Genomic DNA, 20,545 nt, shown 5'->3' with positions numbered 1-20,545 from the left:
TGCTGGCGTAGCCTGTAGCGCACCCTTAAGGGCGCGCTACAGTATGCCCGAATTACACACTCTTGTTCATGCCTTTGATGGTGCGTCTATGGAAAAGGTGAGGCTGGCGCGCTCGGCATCCGTGGTGGGCGCGGCGACGCTCGCGAGCCGCATCCTCGGCCTCGTGCGCGAGATCATCGTCCTGAAGATGTTCGACAGGCATCTGACGGACGCGTTCTATGCCGCGTTCCGGCTTCCGAACACGCTCCGCTACCTGATGGGGGAGGGTGCGCTGAGCGCGGCGTTCATCCCCGTCTTCAGCGACTGCCTCCGCAACCGGAGCAAGAGGGAAGCCTGGGAACTCGCCTCCGCCGTGATGCTCTCCCTGATGGTCGTCAGTGGCGTCGTCGTGATCCTCGCGATGATCTTCGCGCCGTGGATCGTGCGCCTCCTCCTTGCGGGCTTCAGCGCCGATCCGCAGAAGTTCGCGCTCACGGTGAGCCTCACCCGCTGGATGTTCCCCTATCTTATTTTTGTATCCCTCGTTGCCCTCTGCATGGGGATTCTTAACTCGCTCGGGCATTTCGCGGTGCCCTCGCTGTCCCAGGCGGCGTTCAATCTCACCGTCATCCTCTCAACCGTCTTCCTGGCGCCGCGGTGGGGGGCGAGTGGCCGGGATCGCATTTTTGCCGTCGCCCTGGGAGTCCTGCTCGGCGGGGTGGTCCAGCTGGGAATGCAGATCCCCGTCCTGCGGCGCAACGGGTTCTTCCTTGTGGTGGGAAGGGTCTGGAATCACCCCGAGCTCAGGAGGATTGTGAGGTTGATCATACCCGCCCTCGCGGGGCTCGCCGTGTACCATGTCAACCTCGTCGTGGATAACCTGTTCGCGTCCTTCCTGCCCGAGGGGAGCGTCACGTATCTCTTCGCGGCCAACCGGTTGATCCAGTTCCCCATCGGGACGTTCGCGATAGGGATCTCGACAGTCGCCTTCCCGCTCATGGCCGGATACGCCGTCGCGGGGGATATGGCGAGGCTGAAAGAGGCGTTGAACTACGCGCTGAGGCTCGCGTTTTTCGTCACCATTCCCGCGGGGGCGGGACTGATCGTGCTCGGGAAACCCATCATACAGCTCCTCTATGAGCGCGGGGCGTTTCTCCTCGATCATTCGACGGATCCCACCTACTGGGCGGTCCTCTTTTACTCCTTGGGTGTTTTCGCGATCGGCGGGGTTTCTGTCGTGGTGCGCTGTTTCTATTCTCTCGAGGATACACGAACCCCCGTGCGCATTGCGGTGATCGCGGTCGTTGCCAATATCATTCTGGACTACGTGCTCATGAAGCCTCTCAGGCATGGCGGCCTCGCTTTGGCGACATCCATCGCGCAGTGCATCAACCTGGCCCTCCTCATCTGGTTGTTGCGGCAGAAGATAGGGAGGCTCGGCCTCAGGAAGGTCGGCGCGTCGCTCGCGAAGATACTGCTGTCCACGGCGGTCATGGCGCTCGTCGCGTGGGCCGTGTTCAAAACAGTGTCGCATATGGCGCCGGGCTCGGGCTTCACAGGCAAGTCGGCCAGAGCCTTCATCCCGCTCTCTGCGGGTGCACTCGGCTATCTGGTCACCGCGTACATTCTGAAGGCCCCCGAGCTCGGCGAGCTCTGGCAGGAGTTCAGGCGCAGGAGTGCGTGAGCGACAGTCACACACGCACCATGATAATAAATTATGACCGATAAAAAAGTAAACCTGCTCCTCTACGCATGTTTTCTCTTCTCCGGGATTTCAGGGCTCATCTATGAAGTGGTATGGGCCAAGTATCTCTCTATATTATTTGGAAATACCACCTACGCATATACCATCGTGCTGGCCACCTTCATGGGAGGCCTGGCGCTCGGCAGCTTCTCATTAGGGAGGCTGGCTGATAAAACACAGGACAGGCTTACCCTGTTTGCGCTCGCCGAGATAGGCATCGCCATCTTCTGCGTTTTTACACCCAGGCTCTTCGCCCTCTCAAAAAATATCTACCTGGCGGCAGCCAGAAACTACCCTCCACATTCCCCCGAACTCACCCTCGTCATGTGTACCATTGGAGCGGCCATCATGCTTCTCCCCACAATGCTCATGGGGGGGACCCTCCCGATCCTGAGCGCCTATATGACAACCTCACACTATTCGAGGGGAAAGACGGTAGCCCGGCTCTACTATATCAATAGCTTCGGGGCAGTGCTGGGGACTATTTTATTCGGATATTACCTCATCTATCATTTCGGTCTGGGGCTCACCCTCATCATGGCTGCATTCGTTAATCTTCTCGTGGGAGCTGCCGTTTTGATCATCAGAATATGCTATGGAAAACCGGCTCCGGGGCTGTGGGTAAATGGCGAGGGAAACGGCCGTGGGGTGGAAGGCCGGACCGGAGAGGCGTACCCTGGGACGCTCATCAAGGTTTCTTTATGCGCTATATTCGTATCAGGCTTTGCCGCCATGCTTTACGAGCTCGTATGGGTCAGGCTGCTCTCCCTTATCCTTGGCTCTTCGACGTACTCATTCTCGATAATGCTCGCCGCGTTTATCTCCGGGATCACACTCGGCTCTTTTCTGATGTGCAGATTTACGCCGAAAGAGGGCGCGGCCTTTCTATCCTTCGGCCTGTGCGAAGCCTCTATCGGACTGTTTCTGATTTTCTCCATCCCCTTCTATGAGAAGCTCCCATACCTATTCCTGAGGTTTTCGGGCATTCTCTCGAGAAGGCCTGAGACTTTTATGATATATGAAACGATAAAACTGTGTGTGTGCTTCCTCGTGATGCTCCCTACGACGATAGTGCTTGGCATGACAATCCCTCTCGCGAGCATAATCGCTTCGCGAAAACTCGAATTATTCGGCAGGAATATCGGGAGTGTGCTCGCGCTCAATACGACGGGTAATATTCTGGGGGCGCTGATGACCGGACTGGCGCTCATTCCCGTCCTGGGATTAAAACAGTCATTGGAGCTTGGCATTATCATTAATCTGGGGCTTGGCATTCTCATTTTCTGCCTGGATCGCGCCCCTTCGCTGAAACATAAGATTGGTTTCTCTCTCATGTGCTGCGCGGTGTTTGCCGCGTACAAAACGCTGATCCCTGACTGGAATAAAGCGCACTTTACCGCTCAAGTCTTCAGGCGGAGAGGCAGCTCGGGCGATCTCTCCCTGGCTTCGCAGATCGGCGGCAGGAAGGTTCTCTATTATAAGGACGGCCTGAACGCGAGCGTGTCAGTTGTCGACTTCGGAACGTACCGCACCCTGTTTGTGAACGGGAAGGCGGACGCCTCTACGGGGGAAGATATGCCCACGCAGACCTTCCTGGCGGGGCTCCCACTGGTACTCAAACCGTCGGCAAAAGACATAATGGTCATAGGGCTGGGAGGGGGCGTCACGTGCGGCACGGCTCTGTTATTTCCGGTGAGGAGCCTGGACGTGGTTGAACTCTCTCCTGAAGTTGTTGACGCATCCGCATATTTTGCCGGAGAGAACCGCCACGCGCTGAATGACCCCAGGCTACATCTCTATATAGAGGATGCCAGGACGTTCATTCAGCGGACTGAGAGAAAATATGATCTGATCATCTCGGAGCCGTCCAACCCGTGGATGAGCGGCGTGGGAGACCTGTATTCAATAGAACATTTCGGCGATTGCCTGCACGCGCTGAAGAAGGGCGGGGTGATGGCTCAGTGGGTCCACGCGTATGAAATGGACGATGACACATTCAAAATCATTGTTAAAACTTTCTGCTCCGTTTTTCCTGATGTAACACTCTGGGCTTTGAGCGGGCCCGATATACTCCTCATGGGGACGAGAAACGGGTTGAAACCAGATTTCAGCGAGTCCGAAAAAATCATGGCCTCTACACCGGTCAGGGAAAATCTGGCGCGGTTCAAACTGAACGATTTATTTACCCTGCTCTGCCTTCAAATCGGGTCCGGCGGGAATGTCCAGGGCTCGGTGCAAAGCGAAAACCTTGTGAACAGCGATTATATCCCCATCCTGGAATATAGGGCTCCTCGTGCCCTCTATACGAAGTCGTACGTAGGGACCTACCTGAAACATCTCGATGAAAGAAAATTCTCCCTTGAAAAATATGACCTTCTTCTTAAACCCTACCTCCGCGCTCACGGAATAACCCCTAATAATCTGAGGAGCCTCTTCAGCTACCTGAAGGGGGAGGAGGGGGGGTACAATGCCTACCTCTTCCTCCCCGTTCTCGACAAATTGTATCGGGAAATGCCCGGTGACAGAGAGTTGCTCCTCGCATACGTTTCGTCCAATGTAGCGCCCTTCCAGGAAAACATCCTCGAATTGGAAAAGCTTATCCGCGCCGGCAACAGGGATTTTAGGTTCCTGGATCTCTATGCCTCTCTCCAACTCAGGAAATACTTTATACTCCGATCCTTCCTCACTCCTGAAATATTTTCTGACACGATGGATAAGTTGAAGCTGTGCGCGAGCATGACGGAAAACAGAAAAGCAAAATTCTACTATCTCATGGGGAAGATCTGCCTGCATGACAGGGACTATCAGAGGGCGATGTCGTACTATAGGAAATCCAAGGAACTGCTGAAATCCGAGGGGGGCGGAGCGGACACGGCTCTACAATCTGCAGCAGATGATCAATGGTAGACAGGACGAGGGTCTATTCTTTATACTTGAAAGAGAGGAATCGAGGCCGCACCCCGGCAAGAAACCGCCCATAAAAAGATTATCCGATCTTGCGCCTAGTACTCGGTATGTCATCATGATGGATAAGAAGACGGTGAATGTCGAGTAAGGATGGGCGTTAGCCAGACCAAGTGACTCCAGCGGACCGGAGCCATAGGGATATATACGGCAATGCTGATGAGCACACATGTTCGCCTTGAATAGCAAAGATTAGGACTCAGGGACTGGTGAGAAGTCTCGCTATAGGGGGCAAAATGAAAAGAGTAGCTTTTTATTCGCTTATTGCTTCTCTCGTCTTGATTGCGCATCCCGCCTCTGCCGAGAGGCCGCGCTACATGCGCGTGTATTACATCCAGTGGGCTCCGGAGGGCGGGGAAACATTCGGTGATTGTCAGTACTATGAGTTTCCCGGCGCCGACGGTATCCTTGACTCTGATGACGACAGAAATCTTTTGATTGATGCGGGAGGTAGTGTAGCCACTTCATCCCCCCTGTTCGTCTTCCTCGACAGCAAGATCAAGCCGGGCGGGACGCTCTGGTTCATGGCGCTCTCACATGCTCATGACGACCACTACGAGGGAATGTCAACGGTGCTCACTAGATACGTGGTGAAGAACTTCTATGAGTGTACAACTAAGTGTCCTCTCAGTAGCAAGGATTCCACCTTATCTACCAATATCAAAAATGAGGTTGGGGCTGGTCATTACTTTGAGGTGACGGCAGGCGACTACCTTAGTGGCCCGAACCCCACCAAATACCCTGCCGACAACCCCAATGGCTTTGACCCGTATGTCGTAGACCATATCCTCGCGGCCGGGACAAGCGGGAGCGTCACCGATCCTAACGACGCCAGCATTGTGCATCAATTCAGTTGCGGCTCGAGCGTGTTCTTGAGCGGCGGCGATGCCGAGACCAGCATTACCGAGAACACGATCGTGAGCGCCTATCCCACTCCCCTCGCCAAGACCGATATCTACAAAGTCCACCACCATGGGTCAGACTCCAGCAGCGGCGCGAATTTCCTTAGTCAAATGAGCGCGGAGTATGCCGTGGTGCAGACGGCGTATGGGGGCGATACCCATCCGACCGCAAGTGCCCTCAATCGGATTTGGAACTCCGGGGCGATAGTGTACCGCAATGACCTGGACGGAACAGTGCTGTTCAAGTGCGACAGCCAGAGCAATTTCGATATCACGCGCTCAAAAATTTTCTCCGGAACGAGTAGTCACGCATTGGCGTATCCCCCCCCCGATCCCCCCCAGAATCTGCAAGTGACCGCGGTCGCGACCTCCTCCGTAAGCCTCAACTGGGACGACGTGGTTGCTGTGTCGCCTGGGGTTGTGTATGGCTATGACGTGTTCCGCTCAACCATCGGCAACGGCGATCCCGGCGCCGGGAGAGACGCGAACCCCGGATGCGACGCCACCGGGATCTATCAGAAGATCAACACGGGAATCGTGGCCGTATCCGAGTACACCGATACGACAACCCAGGCGGGGATCACGTACTACTACCGCGTATCGTCAAAGGCGACCTATATGGAGGGGACCGACACCGTCTGCTACGAGCGGAGATACTCCAATGAAGCATCCAGCGGCATAACCTCTCCCTGGCCGATGTTTCATAATGACGCGCAGCGCACAGGCAAGAGCTCCGAGGGAGGCCCTCTCCACCCCGCGCTGAAGTGGAGTTATGGAGCGGATGGTAACATTTCCTCTTCACCGGCGTTGAGTTTCGCGGGGACCGTCTATGTGGGCGCCGGGGACAACCGACTCTACAGCATTGACTCGGGTGGAACCTTGCTCTGGAGCTACGCGGCCGCGGAGCCTATCTCATCAGCGCCGGCGGTGCGTGCCGACACGGTATGGGTGGGCTCTGATGATAACCGTCTCTACTGCGTGGTCGATCCGGCCGGCCTGCTCTCGTGGAGCTATGAGAGCGGCGGCGATATATCTTCCTCGCCGGTGGTGAGCGGAGCCGGCGCTGTATATGTTGGTTCTGGGGACAACCGGCTCTACAGTCTCGACCCGGTGGGGGATTTATTGTGGACGTACGCAACCTTCGAGCCTATCTCTTCATCCCCGGCGGTCAGCACGGACACGGTGTGCGTGGGTTCTGAAGACAACCGTCTCTATTGCGTGGTTGATCTGACCGGCCTGCTCTCGTGGAGCTATGAGAGCGGCGGGGATATATCTTCCTCGCCGGCGGTGAGCGGAACTGGCACGGTATATGTTGGTTCTGAAGACAACCGTCTCTACAGTCTCGACTCGGCGGGATCATTACTGTGGAGTTACGCGGCCAATGGGCCTATCCTTTCCTCACCGGCAATAGGCACCGATACGGTGTACGTGGGCTCTGATGACAACCGGCTCTATTGCGTGATTGATGGAAGGGGCGCTCTCTCGTGGAGCTATGAGACGAGGGGTGATATTTCATCCTCGCCTGTGGTGAGCAGAACTGATGCAGTGTATGTGGGGTCCAGGGATAACCATTTCTACAGCTTGAATTCGGTCGGTTCCTTATTGTGGAGATACGATGCCTCTGAGCCTATCTCTTCATCGCTGGCGATAGGCACGGACACGGTGTATGTGGGCTCTGACGATAACTTCCTGTACGCGCTCGTTGAGGCGACCTTGACACCCACAGACACGCCGAAGATAACGCCCACGCCGACACCCACCTGGCCGATTTCCGTGTCCACCCCTACACCAACCAGTACGCCGCCCGTGCCGCCGACGGCCACCCCGATACCGCCGCTGGTCCTCGTTCCGGGGGCATTGACGGCCGGGCAGACCTTCTCGCTTTACATAGCACTGACTGAGAATATCACCCAGCCATTCGACTTCTATATCCTCGCCGACACCCCTGCCGGGGTCTTCACAATCTATTTGAACGGTAAGATCAAGAAGAAGATTACACCGATCTTCAAGAACGTGCGCAAGCTTAGTGCAGGGTTTTCCAAGACAGTTCGCCCGGCTGTCAGGATCCCGTTATCCATGAAGGGGAAGCCGATCACCTTCTACACGGCAGCCATCGAGGCAGGCAAGAAGCCGCCGATAAAGAAACTCTCCGATCTCAGGCCCGACAGCCCGTATGTAATTATGATGGATAAGAAGACGGTGATAGTTGCGCCGTAAATAGGAAGCAGCATCGCGGACATATTACATAATTGCTTGCTTTGCAGGCAGGTGTATAGAAAATATGTTGTAAAGGAAATACCAGTCAATTTACTTGACGCCGTATTTTTGATGTATCATCCAGGCTACTGGAATGTCACGTAAAACGTCTGCAATATCTGAAAGGAGGGGCAAGATGATGAGAAACGTTCCTTGTATAACGGCGGTGATCGCCGCCCTGGCGACGGTCGCGGCGATTGTCACAAAGCTGAGGGGCGCGCTTCCAATGGGCGTTTCCGCCCGCGGGATGCTGATATTTGCCGTGGTGATGCTGTTGTTCGGGATCAACCATTCCCTCTGCAAGAAGTGCCTGGAGGAAAAGAAGTAGGAGGGGTACTGGACGCTTTGTGCGCCATGCGTGGTCATGGGAGGTTACCTTGATTCAGGTTTTTCCGCTTGGCAAATGCAATGCGTAGGTTATAAAATCATTACCAGTTGATAAACTGCTTGATCTTTACACTTTTAAATTCTGGCTGTTTTTGAGGCCAGCGTAGCTCAACCGGCAGAGCGGCGCATTCGCAAACCTAAAGTGTAACCTTCCTTAAAATGTTGCTTACCAAACCCATGACCTCCATGAGCCTAACCGATAATATGGGGGGAGCAGACTTGCATTTATTCTTTGGATTGCGCTGTACCATCTTCAATATCTTTGGTAGGCTCAAGTGGCGAAGCGTTACCGCAGTGGTAGTTCTTTCAACAAAGAGGTAGTTGTGAAAATTAAGGTTATTGTCATTGTAATCGTATTCTGCCCATTGGTCATTCTCTCAAATTCAAACCTTCACGCGCAGCTTGCCGATAGCCCATGGCCGATGTTTCACCATGACGCGGTGCACACAGGCCAGAGCGATTACGCCGGCCCGTCCATACCGTCTCTGGCGTGGAGTTATCAAACCGGGTACTACATATATTCTTCTCCGGCGATAGGTTCGGATGGGAAGGTGTATGTTGGCTCCGTTGATAATTACCTCTACAGTATAAATTCCAACGCAAGTCTGTCATGGAGCTATAAAACAGGCAATGCTATCTACTACCCCTCCCCGGCAATAGGCTCGGATGGGAGAGTGCACGTTAGCTCCGGTGATACTTATTTCTACAGTATAAATTCCGACGCGAGTCTATCATGGAGCTACAAAACAGGCGATACTATCTTCTACTCCTCCCCGGCAATAGGTTTGGATGGGAGAGTGTACGCTGGCTCCCTTGATAACTACCTCTACAGTATAAATTCCAACGGGAGCCTGTCATGGAGCTATCAAACAAGCATTTGGATCGACTCCTCCCCCGCAATAGGCTCGGATGGGAAAGTGCACTTTGGCTCGTGGGATAATTACCTCTACAGTGTAAATTCTAACGGGAGCCTGTCATGGAGCTATCAAACAGGCGATTGTATCTCCTCCTCCTCCCCCGCACTAAGCCCGGATAGGAGAGTGTACATCGGCTCCTGGGATAATTACCTCTACAGTATAAATTCCAACGCGAGTCTGTCATGGAGCTATAAAACAGGCAATAGTATCAACTCCTCCCCGGCAATAGGCTCGGATGGGAAAGTGTATTTTGGCTCCGGGGATAATTACCTCTACAGTATAAATTCCAACGCGAGCCTGTCATGGAGCTATCAAACAAGCATTTGGATCGACTCCTCCCCGGCAATAGGCTCGGATGGGAAAGTGTACTTTGGCTCCAGGGATAATTACCTCTACAGTGTAAATTCCAACGCGAGTCTGTCATGGAGCTATAAAACGGGCGATTGGATCTTCTCCTCCCCCGCAATAAGCTCGGAAGGGCAGCTTTATATCGGTTCTGATGACAACCACCTGTATTGCTTTGAGGATTGGACGCCAACCCCTACACCGACTAATACTCCCACCGTGACTCAGACACCAACAATAACTCCTACATCTACTCAGACACCGACGATTACCCCAACTTCCACTATTACGGATACACCGACTATAACGCCTACATCCACAGAAACGCCAACGCCCACCTCCACACCGATACCGCCACTGGTCATCGATCCGGGGCCGCTGATAGCAGGCCAGCCCTTCGTGCTTGGCATCGGATTGACCCAGGCTATTACCAAGCCATTCGACTTCTATCTCCTCGCCGAAACGCCTGCCGGAGTCTACACGATCTATCTGAACGGCAAGATCAAGAAGGGAATCAAGCCGCTCTACAAGAACGTGCGCAAGAAGGATGCGCCGTATTCCAAGACCATCTACTCGGCCGTCAGAATCCCCGCATCCATGAAGGGGAAGCCGGTCACCTTCTACGCGGCGGCCATAGAAACAGGCAGGAGGCCGCCTGTAAAGAGATTGTCTGACCTTACGTCGAATACCCCATATGTGATTATGATGGATAAGAAGACGGTGACGGTGTCTCAGTAGAAGTAGGCTCAAGTGGCAAAGCGTCACCGCATAAGCGGCAGTTCATTCAGCAAGGAGGGGGTATGAAAAGTAAAGTTCTTAGTAATGTTCTTGTCTCTTGTCTCCTGGCATTTCTTCCAATCTTAATGCTCCACGCCCAGCTCGCCGACACTCCCTGGCCGATGTTCCATCATGATGCGAGGCATACGGGGCTGAGCGAATATGCAGGTCCATCTCTGCCCGTACTCGACTGGAGCTATCGGACTGGGAGTTGGGTGGTATCCTCACCCGCACTGGGGAGTGACGGGAAAGTGTATGTCGGCTCTGGGGATGATAATCTCTATGCGTTCAACTCGGATGGTGCGCTCCACTGGAGTTATCTGACCGCTGGTGATGTATTATCCTCACCCGCGCTGGGGAGCGACGGGAGGGTGTATGTCGGCACCGCGTATAGTGGTAATAATCTCTCTGCGTTTAACTCTAACGGCGCGCTCAACTGGAGTTATATAACTGGAGGTGTGGTGTATTCCTCACCCGCGCTGGACAGTGACGGGAAAGTGTATGTCGGCTCTGGGGATGATAATCTCTATGCGTTCAACTCGGATGGTGCGCTTAACTGGAGCTATCTGACAGAGGATGCTGTATTTTCCAATCCCGCGCTGGGGAATGACGGGAGGGTGTATGTCGGCTCTCTTGATAATAATTTCTACGCGTTTCACTCGAACGGCGCGTGTAACTGGAGCTATCTGACCTCCGATGCAATGTGGTCTTCTGGGCCCGCGCTGGGGAGTGACGGGAGGGTATATGTCGGCTCCTGGGATGAGCGTCTCTATGCATTTAACTCGAATGGCGTGCTGAAGTGGAGCTATCGGAACAATCGAGACGATTTTGATGTGTCTTCCTCTCCCGCACTGGGGAGTGACGGGAGGGTGTATGTCGGCTCTAATGATTATAATCTCTACGCCTTTAGTTCGAACGGCAAGCTCAGCTGGAGTTATGGGGCTGGTGATAAGGTGACCTCCTCACCCGCACTGGGGAGCGACGGGAGAGTGTATGTCGGCTCGGATGATAAGAATCTCTATGTGCTTAACTCGAATGGAACGCTCAGCGGGAGTTATCAGACCGCAAATCCGATACAATATACTTCTCCCGCGCTGGGGAGTGACGGGAGGGTGTATATCGGCTCTAATGATTATGGTCTCTACTGCATCAAGCAGCGGCCTACTGATACCCCTACGCCCACACCGACAGAGACACCGACGCCGATACCGCCAATAGTTATTAATCCGGGGCCGCTGACGACAGGCCAGCCCTTCACCCTCAGCATCACATTGAATGCGAATATCACCAGGCCATTTGACTTCTATCTCCTCGCAGAGACTCCCGCCGGGGTCTATACGATCTATCTGAACGGGAAGATCAAGAAGGGAATCAAGCCGCTCTACAAGAACGTGCCCAAATTCGATGCACCGTATTTCAAGACAGTTCGCCCGGCTGCCAGGATCCCGTTATCCATGAAGGGGAAGCCGATCACCTTCTACACGGCTGTTATAGAGGCGGGCAAGAAGCCGCCCATAAAGAGATTATCCGATCTCACGCCTAGTACTCTATACGTCATCATGATGGATAAGAAGACGGTGACGGTAGGGCAGTAAGAGAAGTTCATGACGGCCAGGTAGCCGAAGCGGTGGCGGCGGGGCTCTGAGGTTTGTAGCACTCTGATAAACAGGGGAAAAACAGGCGAGTGGATAACCGGGGGAGGCGGCTCACGGTTCACCGCGGGGGCCACGTCGAGGACGCAGGGGACTCGGGTGCCCCGGCAAACGGAGATTTGTGGAGAATGACAAGTTAGGCGGCACGGCGCTCTTGCACCATGAAAACATTTATCGCATATGCACTTGTCGTAAGTGGCATTCCGATTTTAGCTGGCTCTCTATTTGGCTGGATTCTCACCATGCCAATTTCCCTGATTATAGGGCTGTCCCGTCGGGGCACAGAGACGCCACTCGACGCCGCCCAAGCCCAAGCCGGAGTCATTGCATGGCTTTTCACTGAGAAGGCAAAGATGGCTGTAGGAGACCTTATTGCCCATGCTTGTCTGGACGTGTTCAGTGGTTTTGGTGCTGTTTTAGCAGCCGCGCTTCTTTTCCATATTTTGGGGCTGCCTCTAGGCGTGGCAGTTCTTCTTATTATAGCCGCATGGGAGATGTTCTTTACTGTACGTTATGGACAATCGTTTCGAGCACTGTTTACTTCTCTTGTGGGAGTGGCTGTCGGCTGGTTTGTTGTTCTATGGCTATTCTCTTTTTAGTATTTCGTATGTGGATGCCGCCTAACACTGGAGCCAACGCCGGTTGGCCGTTTCAGTTCCGCTTTCGCGGTTGACATCACCGTTCCGGCGTGGAATGGTGACGGTGGGGCTGGAGGACACGGCGCAGAGGATTACCGCGCCCTGGCCGCAGAGCTCTCTGAGGACTGGATAGCCGGGATGCAGAAGCGGACGCTGAGTGATGCTAAACAAAAGGAGCATTATCGTAAACAAATAATGAGGGAATGGTAGGGCGGTTTGTGGGGGAAGGATGAGCTGATGATCCGGGGCAGACGAGCTCCCTGGCGAAACAGAACGAAGGGCGTATCCCAGACCAAGAGGACCCAGAAGGGCAGGAGCCTAGCCAGTAGTATGCACGGCAAGGGATAATCACTCTCACTGATGCGCACACGGATGCGCAAGGGTGCTTCAATCAGGGGGGTGGGATGGACAAAAGGTACTAGGAAGGGAGGTAAATCATGACTGTTAGCGCTACCCTCCGGGGACGCCTTGAGAATGTTGGACGAACAACGCCTCTTTTTACAAGTCTATTGGAATTTATCAATAATAGTTCTTCTCATAATAACTGCAAGCTTTGAAAGGATAGGTCTAGCCCAAGCCCAGTGACTCCAGTGGGCGGGGGTGATCTAGGGGGTTGGATGGAGAAAAGATGCAGAATGAGGAAATGTGCATAGTGATCAATATAATATCTACTAATTTGTCACGAATTAGTAGATATTATATTGACTGTAACACAACTATGTGGAGGGGGGCCACGGATGAACACGGATTATGACGGATATTCACAGATCAAAAGAAAGCTTCATCTGCGGCCATCCGTGTGGTTATCCGTGAAAATCCGTGGCGAACATCATTTACCGTTACCCCTGCAAAACTGACCCATTACCTTCAGCTAATAAAATGGTGATTGCTAAATGAAATTATTAGAAAAAGCACCCTCTCTGGACATTCTTAAGGGAATCGTATCTAACTTGGACAGTTTTATTAAGTTATATAGATTGCCCGAGTTACAGAGCCTTGTCAATAAAGCAAATAAAGAATATGCCTATTGGGATAGATTTAAATATTGGCCGATGCCGGCAGGTGTTACTCCTGAACAAGCCTGGATTCTTTTGAAGATTGCTCGTCGATCAGCGATTAAATCCTTACCTGTACAAGATTTAAACGGGAAATACTTTACATATTGGCAACCTGAGGAAGCTTTGAAATATCTCCATCTAATCGATCGGGATGCCAGTGGCCAGCTTCTTATTGATGAGCCAGGGATTGATTCAGCTTCAAAAGGTACTTACATAGTAAGTTCATTAATGGAAGAAGCAATAGCTTCAAGCCAGCTTGAAGGGGCTGCAACAACAAGAAGAATTGCTAAGGAAATGCTGAAATCGGGGCGAAAACCGCGTGACAAAGCGGAACAAATGATTATTAATAATTATAAAACGATATGCAAAGTGCAAGAACTTTCCAAAAATAAATTGAGCATTGATCTGCTCCAGCAGATTCATACTTTAATTACAGAGAATACTCTCGATGACAGTAATGCCAGCGGACGGTTTCGTAGAGATACCGAACCCGTAGAAGTTATTGATGAGAGTACTGGTGAAGTATTGTTCACTCCGCCACCAGCTCACTTGTTAAAGGATCGAATCCAAGCGCTTTGCGATTATGCCAATTGTGATGCAGAACAAGAATTTATCCATCCGGTGATTAAGGCCATAGTACTTCATTTTTGGTTAGCCTACGAGCATCCTTTTATAGATGGAAATGGCAGAGCTGCACGAGCTGTATTCTATTGGTATTTGCTATCTAGAAACTATTGGCTAGTTCAATACTTGGCTATTTCAAAAACTATTCTCCGGGATCCCTCTCAATACAAGAAATCTTTTCTCTATTCGGAACAAGATGAATCAGATCTTACTTATTTCATTATGTATAATCTGAGAGCGATTCGATTGTCGATTGTCGAGGTATCGAATTATTTGGCCAGAAGGCAAAAAGAAATTCGCAAATTAACAAGTCTCATTAGAAGTATTCCTAATCTAAACTATCGGCAATATTCCTTATTACAGCACGCTCTTAAACATCCAGATGCCATATATCGATTTAAATCTCATATGAATACGCATAGCATTTCTTATCAAACGGCTCGAACTGATATTCTGGAACTAAGCGAGCTTAATTTTTTGGAAAAAATACTCACGAAAAATATACTCACTTTTTCGCCTCCGGCAGGGCTATTTGAAAAAATACAGCAGTATACAGGCAAGCCCACAAACACCATCCGATAGTAAAAGATATTTAATCGCAGAATGAAGATAAAATTGGCTGGTGGACTTCAGGTAAAAACTATGAAATCAGAAATGATTTGTGAATTATTGGATATTGCGAAATTCATTCTCGGATTTTTACCCTGGGTTCTGTTTCTACTTCTGCCAACCGATGGCTGGGATTCGTTGCGGAAAGCCGTTGTGATATGCCTTGCTGTATCCGTTCTTGTTACCTGGAAGACGCTACGCAAGGGCTTCATTTTGCAGTGGGCCAGTCTTGTGTATTTCCTTTTCTGCGCAATGGCACTCTACGGCTTCAGGTGGATCTGGCTGGCTGAACACATGGGGATTATCGCAAATGGCTTTCTGGCCGGCGTTATCTGGTTCACGGTGCTGATCGGCAAACCGTTCACGCTGCAATATGCACGAGCCGACCTGCCGCAAGAACAATGGTACGATGAAGGTCTGATTCGCAGCTGCCGGTTCATCGCCATTTTCTGGGGGACGCTGCTTCTCATTCCGACTGCTTCCTCTGTCTTCCGACTCTACTATCCGGTTGCCCTATCAAATCGTTTCTATTTCTATCTCAGCCCGTTCTGCATCATCATCGGTATATCGTATACCTCTTTCTACAAACGCATGGAGCGAAAAAAGCGGGAGGCTATGAGCAACCCAGTAGTGCTGAGCTAACCGCAGAAGGGGCGTTTGGTCATCCAGAATTGTTCCACGGGGATTCCGATAATCAGAGAGAGAATTGAAGGAAGTGCGAATTAGGAAATAGATGGCCTGGCAATCGCATGGAGCACTACGTAGTACCCGAGGCAGGCATGACGAGTCTCATGCATGACATTAGGGACGAGCTGGATGAAGGGGAAATAAGGGGAGGGTTTAGTCACGGCAATCTTCAAGAAGAACGGCAACTGGTACATAGATTATTATTGCGAGCTCATCGGGTTTGGAGAAAGGGGAAAATCATCCTTGACTCACGCGAATGTATTAGTCATGAGCATAAGCGGAGTGGAAGCGGAGAGGGTACGGAGAGGGTGTCTCCCCGGTTGAGAAAAGAACCCCCCGCACCATCTCACGGTGATGCGGGGGCCTTCCAGAGCCACCGGGGATTATGCCTTTTAATGAGCTTTTAGAGCGCGATCAACTTGCCGCAGGGATATACATGGTGATTAAGACCCAGAGCGGCAGCAGAGGCCGATTCCGTGTCACCACCACTTTGAAACTTATCTTCTTCCACCGGATTGAAAGATCCCTTTTCTTCGTCTTCTTCTTGGCTACTTTAGTCACCGGAGGGACATCTTGGGCCGAAAGCGATCATAGTGCGTTCACAAGGACGTGTAGAATGCAATTGCAGGCCATTTACAGCAAGCCGCGTGCCAAGTTTTAGGTACATCTGCAAACCGGTGACATCAGGAACTTTCACGCCGGTGGTCACAATTCCGATCAATGCGGCGGTACAGGCACAACTCCAGGCCCCGCAACGGTGGGCGCAGGCCTTAAAAGATAACCCGCTCCTGGCCTATGCCCGGGAACTACGGAAGCAAGCTCCGAGTAAAGGAGGGAGAGGTAAATGTATTATCTGCGGAAGCCCCCACCGGGCGATAATCGAGGACATTTACCGCAGGGAGAGATGCTTAAAAGGTGTACTCTCCCGGATGAGGCAGGTAGGGATGAAAGGATCTCATCCTGCCGTATGGAATCACTTTAAAAGACACTATGTGGCTGCGTCCTAAAAATATTGGGGCTTTTATAAGTATATCTATCTCAAGTAATGGTGATAAAAGATGAATTATTATTATGGTAATATGGGCACATGCAATTACTTAAATCTGCATGGCATCTTTTGTCTGCTATCTATGAAAAGTATCCAACCAAGATACTTTTTATTGTCGCATTTTGTTTTATCTTTTTATCTGTTTTTTGGAGACCTTTAGAAATGCCTCCAGCACTCTCTATCTCCATAGGATTTATCTTGCTTCTATACACGGTTTGTAAGGCATATCACGATTTAGAGAATAAGAAAGAGGACATAGAAAAACAATTAAATGAAATTCATAATCCGAAACTTAGTATATCCTTTGGCTTGCCGATTAGAGCTAGGGGACCTAAAACATTCTCGCAGCCTACAATCGCATGGATGTTTTTAAATTTTGTGATTACAAATGGATCTAGAACATATCCAGTAAGTATAAAATCTATATGGTTAAAGCGCGACAAAGATGATCAGTCGGTTGCAGCTAAAATGTATCCCCAGAATGTCGAGGTTCCTGGATATAAAAATTGGATAACTAAACCATTTATTGAAGATCATCCATATCTCGATAGAAATCAAACAATATCAAGAAGTATCGTATTCTTGGAATTTGTTGATCAGCAGTATGATTTTACATGTTTAAGTGCAGAGAAATATAATGCAATGATATATATTCTAGATAGCGAAGGGCAGGAGTATACTTATCCTATATCTAATAACGAATGAGAATCTAAGCTGTTAGAAATGCTCGGCATATATGAAAATAGTACTTGAAGACATTACCTACTATGATATCCCGGAATTGGTAAAGATGCTGGGAACCCACAAGAAAACTATCTACTCCTGGATTCAAGGCAAAAAGCTAAAAGTCCATAAGCTAGGGCGTAAATATCTAGTCTCTAACGATAATTTGAGGAAGTTTATCGAGTCTAGGTAAAAGAAGGAGGATCCCAATGGATCCCCTTACCCAAGAAGCACATCTACTATCCATTAAAATATCTTCTTGACAAGTGCCTTGATAGTGCTATCATAGTGCCATGATAATACTAACAGGGAGGGTGATAAGGATGAGAGATGAACTGATAAGCATAAGACGCGGTGAAGTTTTAGAATATCCTCAAGGGAGGATTGATGAGCTACTCAATGCGTTCTTATCCAGACGGAGTGAGACTACACGCAAGGCATACCAGACAGATCTCCAGGACTTTGCAAAGTACACGGAGAGCGAGGACCTCAAGAGCGCAGTGATGGGGCTTGTCTCTCAAGGTCCGGGGAGAGCGAATAGTATAGCTCTGCAATACAAGGGGAGCATGATACATGCAGGGAAGACCCCGGCGACAGTAAACAGAAGATTATCAGCTCTACGGTCCGTGATCTCCCTAGCTAAAACCCTGGGGATTATCTCCTGGACGTTAGAGGTCCCTAACGAGAAGGCTAAAGCATGCCGTGACACAAGAGGCCCGGGCAGACACGGAGTAAAGGCCCTCTATGATGCGATAGAGGGAGCCAGCCCGAAGGGTAAGAGAGACAAGGCAATCATAAGGCTTATGTATGACCTGGGCTTGAGACGTGGAGAGGTAGCATCCCTGAGCCTTGAGAACGTGGATCTCGAAGGCAAAAGGGCATGGATCCAGGGCAAGGGGAGAAGTGGAGAGAGAGAGGCTATCACACTCCCGGAGCAGACTATAGAAGCTCTCAGGCAGTGGCTTGAGGTCCGGGGGCAGGATCCAGGTCCGCTCTTCACTAACTATGCTCACTTCAGTAAAGGTGAAGGGCTTACAGGGACAGGACTATGGTACATAGTCAGAAGGTTAGGGGAGAGAGCAGGGCTTGTTACCAGGCCTCATGGGATACGCCATGCTTCTATCACTGAGGCCCTTGAGGTAACGAAAGACCCCCGGGCAGTACAGAGATTCAGCAGGCATAGGGACCTTGAGACGTTGATGCGGTACGATGATAACCGTGAGGACCTGGGTGGTAAGGTAGCCGAAGCGGTAGCATCCGGGCTGTAGGTTTACTTGAGGAAAGAAGGATTATCGTAAGTAAATAATGAGGGTAGAGTAGGGTGGTTTTTGAGGGAAGGTTGAGCTGAGTACCAGGGGGCAGACAGGCTCCCCGGCGAGACAGAACGATGGGCGTATCCGAGACCACGACACCCCTAGCCCCCGCCCAAGTAGATAATACGGCATGGGGATATGCTCTCACAACGGACATAGGTTTTGATGGGGGAGTATTTACTCGCGGCGATGTCGCTAAAGAAGGAGGCGTGAAATGAACTGGGTGGGTCGTGCCATCATTGGCTGGGTCGTTGGATTGCTCGTAGGCGGATTTTTGTCTAGCTTCTTGGCACCAACTCTTGGCCCATTAGGCGTTGTAATATCCATAGTCGTCACGATAGCTATCATAATAGGAATCACTAAAGGGGGTGAATAGGGGAGCAATGTAGGGGTGAGTCAGGGACGCAAGCGCACGATGGGGGTGGGCGAGACCCTACCTCAGTACCCCAGGGCCACAGTAATAATACAGCGGGGGGATATACTCACACTCTCTGCATGAGAATTGATTCTCACGGCTCGCGCCCTCTTGGTCCCGAACCAAGCGCGCCCTTGCTCGACACGCAAGCGGTCCTAGAACGGGGGCATTGACAAAGGCGGTTGACCATAGCATCAGATAAGATTGAAACTGCGAGTGGATGGACAAAAGGTACTGGGAAAAGGGAGGTGGCAGGTGAGACCGCGAATAGTAGCACCCACGATTTTATTGGGTAGCGCACTCGTGTTTGCAAGTGTTCTTTGTGGGCAAGTGATGATGTCTTGTGGAGAATTTCGCAATGCTGTGATTGGAAAAGATGCACAGGGGGTTATTAAAGCAGTTGGGAGACCCTCTAGCACAAGTGATTTTGGTTTGTTCCAAGCTTGGAATTACGAGGGGGGGAGATTTGTAGACCCAATCAGCGGCAAGATACAACATATAACAGTGAACTTTACTAATGGCATAGTTAGTAGCGTACAGTGTATGAGTTTTTAATTCAGCAAAAACCCCAGTGGTATTATTCAAAACATATAAAGAACTTTCGCTATAACTCAAATACGAAAGCGGGGTTAAACGGTGGAGCACCAAAACAGGCAGAATCATGGAATCAGGCAAAAGATCGGGGCGTATAGGGGGGATAAAGAGACAAGATACTATCCTACAACGCAACTTTACAAAAGGAGGTGAGTGATGGGCAGGGTTATTATCATGGCTTTTGCGTGCTGTATGCTCACGCGACCGGCGGTGTGTGGTGAAACATCTAAAGATTTAGAGTTCCCTTCTATGGATTGGAATACTTGGAGACAGTTGGATAACAGGAGCAAAGTATATTGGTTAATTGGATATCGCGAAGGAACGATGGCCGGGGTAATACATACGACTGTACGCTCGTCTGCACCTGACCCTCAAAAAGAAATCAATAGTGTAGACATTGCAAGGGATGTATACCCGACGGAGTTAGACCCTAATCAGAGTACAAGAGAGGCAAATACTATTGCCGCCCTGAATAAGTTTTACTCAGACTACAAGAACATCAATATCCCGGTTAGTTTCGCCCTGGTAACAATAACTTGCGAGATACATGGCACGAAAAAGGAGACGATAGAGAAGATTTTGGAGGGTTTTAGGAAGGCGAATGCGCCGACGGTTGGAGAAGCAAAAGACAAGAAGTAGGGAGCAGGCAACGGAAGGCAAAGAGATCGTGGCGTAGAGAAGGGATAAGGGGGCAAAATACTATGAAGATAACTCTGGTAATGCTCGGCGCACTCATGGGAGATCAATACGCCATGAAAATACTAGTTTTTTAGGCTCATGACACTTTTTTGTGAGCCCAAGCCCATGGTTGGAACTGGCCCATCCATGGAGTACAGGTCTGTATGATCTTCAGTTTCATGTACTCCTGATCCCGGTAGCCATAAGCACGACGGATCAAATTGCGGACTTTAAG

General features: G+C 50.8%; 12 protein-coding genes. All 12 read left to right on the top strand.

Features of this window, described 5'->3' with window-relative positions; genetic code table 11:
* The first annotated feature begins 88 nt into the window (after window positions 1-88).
* The 12 genes from murJ (at window position 89) to NTX71_12070 (ending at window position 20,271) form a co-directional block, all read left to right on the top strand.
* Window positions 89-1,663 (top strand): murein biosynthesis integral membrane protein MurJ, encoded by a 1,575-nt coding sequence (gene murJ, locus NTX71_12125; protein MCX6340646.1) that lies wholly within the window; start codon window positions 89-91, stop codon window positions 1,661-1,663.
* Between the two features lie 33 nt (window positions 1,664-1,696).
* Window positions 1,697-4,630 (top strand): fused MFS/spermidine synthase, encoded by a 2,934-nt coding sequence (locus NTX71_12120; protein ID MCX6340645.1) that lies wholly within the window; start codon window positions 1,697-1,699, stop codon window positions 4,628-4,630.
* Between the two features lie 293 nt (window positions 4,631-4,923).
* The gene (locus NTX71_12115; protein MCX6340644.1) at window positions 4,924-7,806 is read left to right on the top strand and encodes a PQQ-binding-like beta-propeller repeat protein; all 2,883 of its coding nucleotides are present in this window, start codon (window positions 4,924-4,926) and stop codon (window positions 7,804-7,806) included.
* A 175-nt stretch (window positions 7,807-7,981) separates the two neighbouring features.
* Window positions 7,982-8,173 (top strand): hypothetical protein, encoded by a 192-nt coding sequence (locus NTX71_12110; GenBank protein MCX6340643.1) that lies wholly within the window; start codon window positions 7,982-7,984, stop codon window positions 8,171-8,173.
* A 382-nt stretch (window positions 8,174-8,555) separates the two neighbouring features.
* Window positions 8,556-10,232 (top strand): PQQ-binding-like beta-propeller repeat protein, encoded by a 1,677-nt coding sequence (locus NTX71_12105; GenBank protein ID MCX6340642.1) that lies wholly within the window; start codon window positions 8,556-8,558, stop codon window positions 10,230-10,232.
* A gap of 62 nt (window positions 10,233-10,294) precedes the next feature.
* Window positions 10,295-11,866 (top strand): PQQ-binding-like beta-propeller repeat protein, encoded by a 1,572-nt coding sequence (locus tag NTX71_12100; protein MCX6340641.1) that lies wholly within the window; start codon window positions 10,295-10,297, stop codon window positions 11,864-11,866.
* Window positions 11,867-12,084: 218 nt separating this feature from the next.
* A complete protein-coding gene (locus tag NTX71_12095) occupies window positions 12,085-12,522 on the top strand; it encodes a hypothetical protein (protein MCX6340640.1) in 438 nt (145 codons plus the stop codon).
* 932 nt (window positions 12,523-13,454) lie between these two features.
* A complete protein-coding gene (locus NTX71_12090) occupies window positions 13,455-14,825 on the top strand; it encodes a Fic family protein (protein ID MCX6340639.1) in 1,371 nt (456 codons plus the stop codon).
* A 21-nt stretch (window positions 14,826-14,846) separates the two neighbouring features.
* Window positions 14,847-15,494, top strand: coding sequence for a hypothetical protein (locus NTX71_12085; GenBank protein MCX6340638.1), 648 nt, complete (start codon window positions 14,847-14,849; stop codon window positions 15,492-15,494).
* Window positions 15,495-16,626: 1,132 nt separating this feature from the next.
* A complete protein-coding gene (locus NTX71_12080) occupies window positions 16,627-17,292 on the top strand; it encodes a hypothetical protein (protein MCX6340637.1) in 666 nt (221 codons plus the stop codon).
* 341 nt (window positions 17,293-17,633) lie between these two features.
* Window positions 17,634-18,578 carry a tyrosine-type recombinase/integrase gene (locus NTX71_12075; protein MCX6340636.1) on the top strand — a complete coding sequence of 315 codons (945 nt, stop codon included), beginning with the start codon at window positions 17,634-17,636 and terminating at the stop codon, window positions 18,576-18,578.
* Window positions 18,579-19,788: 1,210 nt separating this feature from the next.
* Window positions 19,789-20,271, top strand: a complete 483-nt coding sequence (locus NTX71_12070) for a hypothetical protein (GenBank protein MCX6340635.1) — start codon at window positions 19,789-19,791, stop codon at window positions 20,269-20,271.
* Window positions 20,272-20,545: the final 274 nt, after the last annotated feature.

The sequence above is a fragment of the Candidatus Auribacterota bacterium genome (assembly GCA_026392035.1).
GTDB lineage: Bacteria > Auribacterota > Tritonobacteria > UBA1439 > UBA1439 > JAPLCX01.
This window is presented reverse-complemented; position numbering and strand designations above follow the sequence as displayed.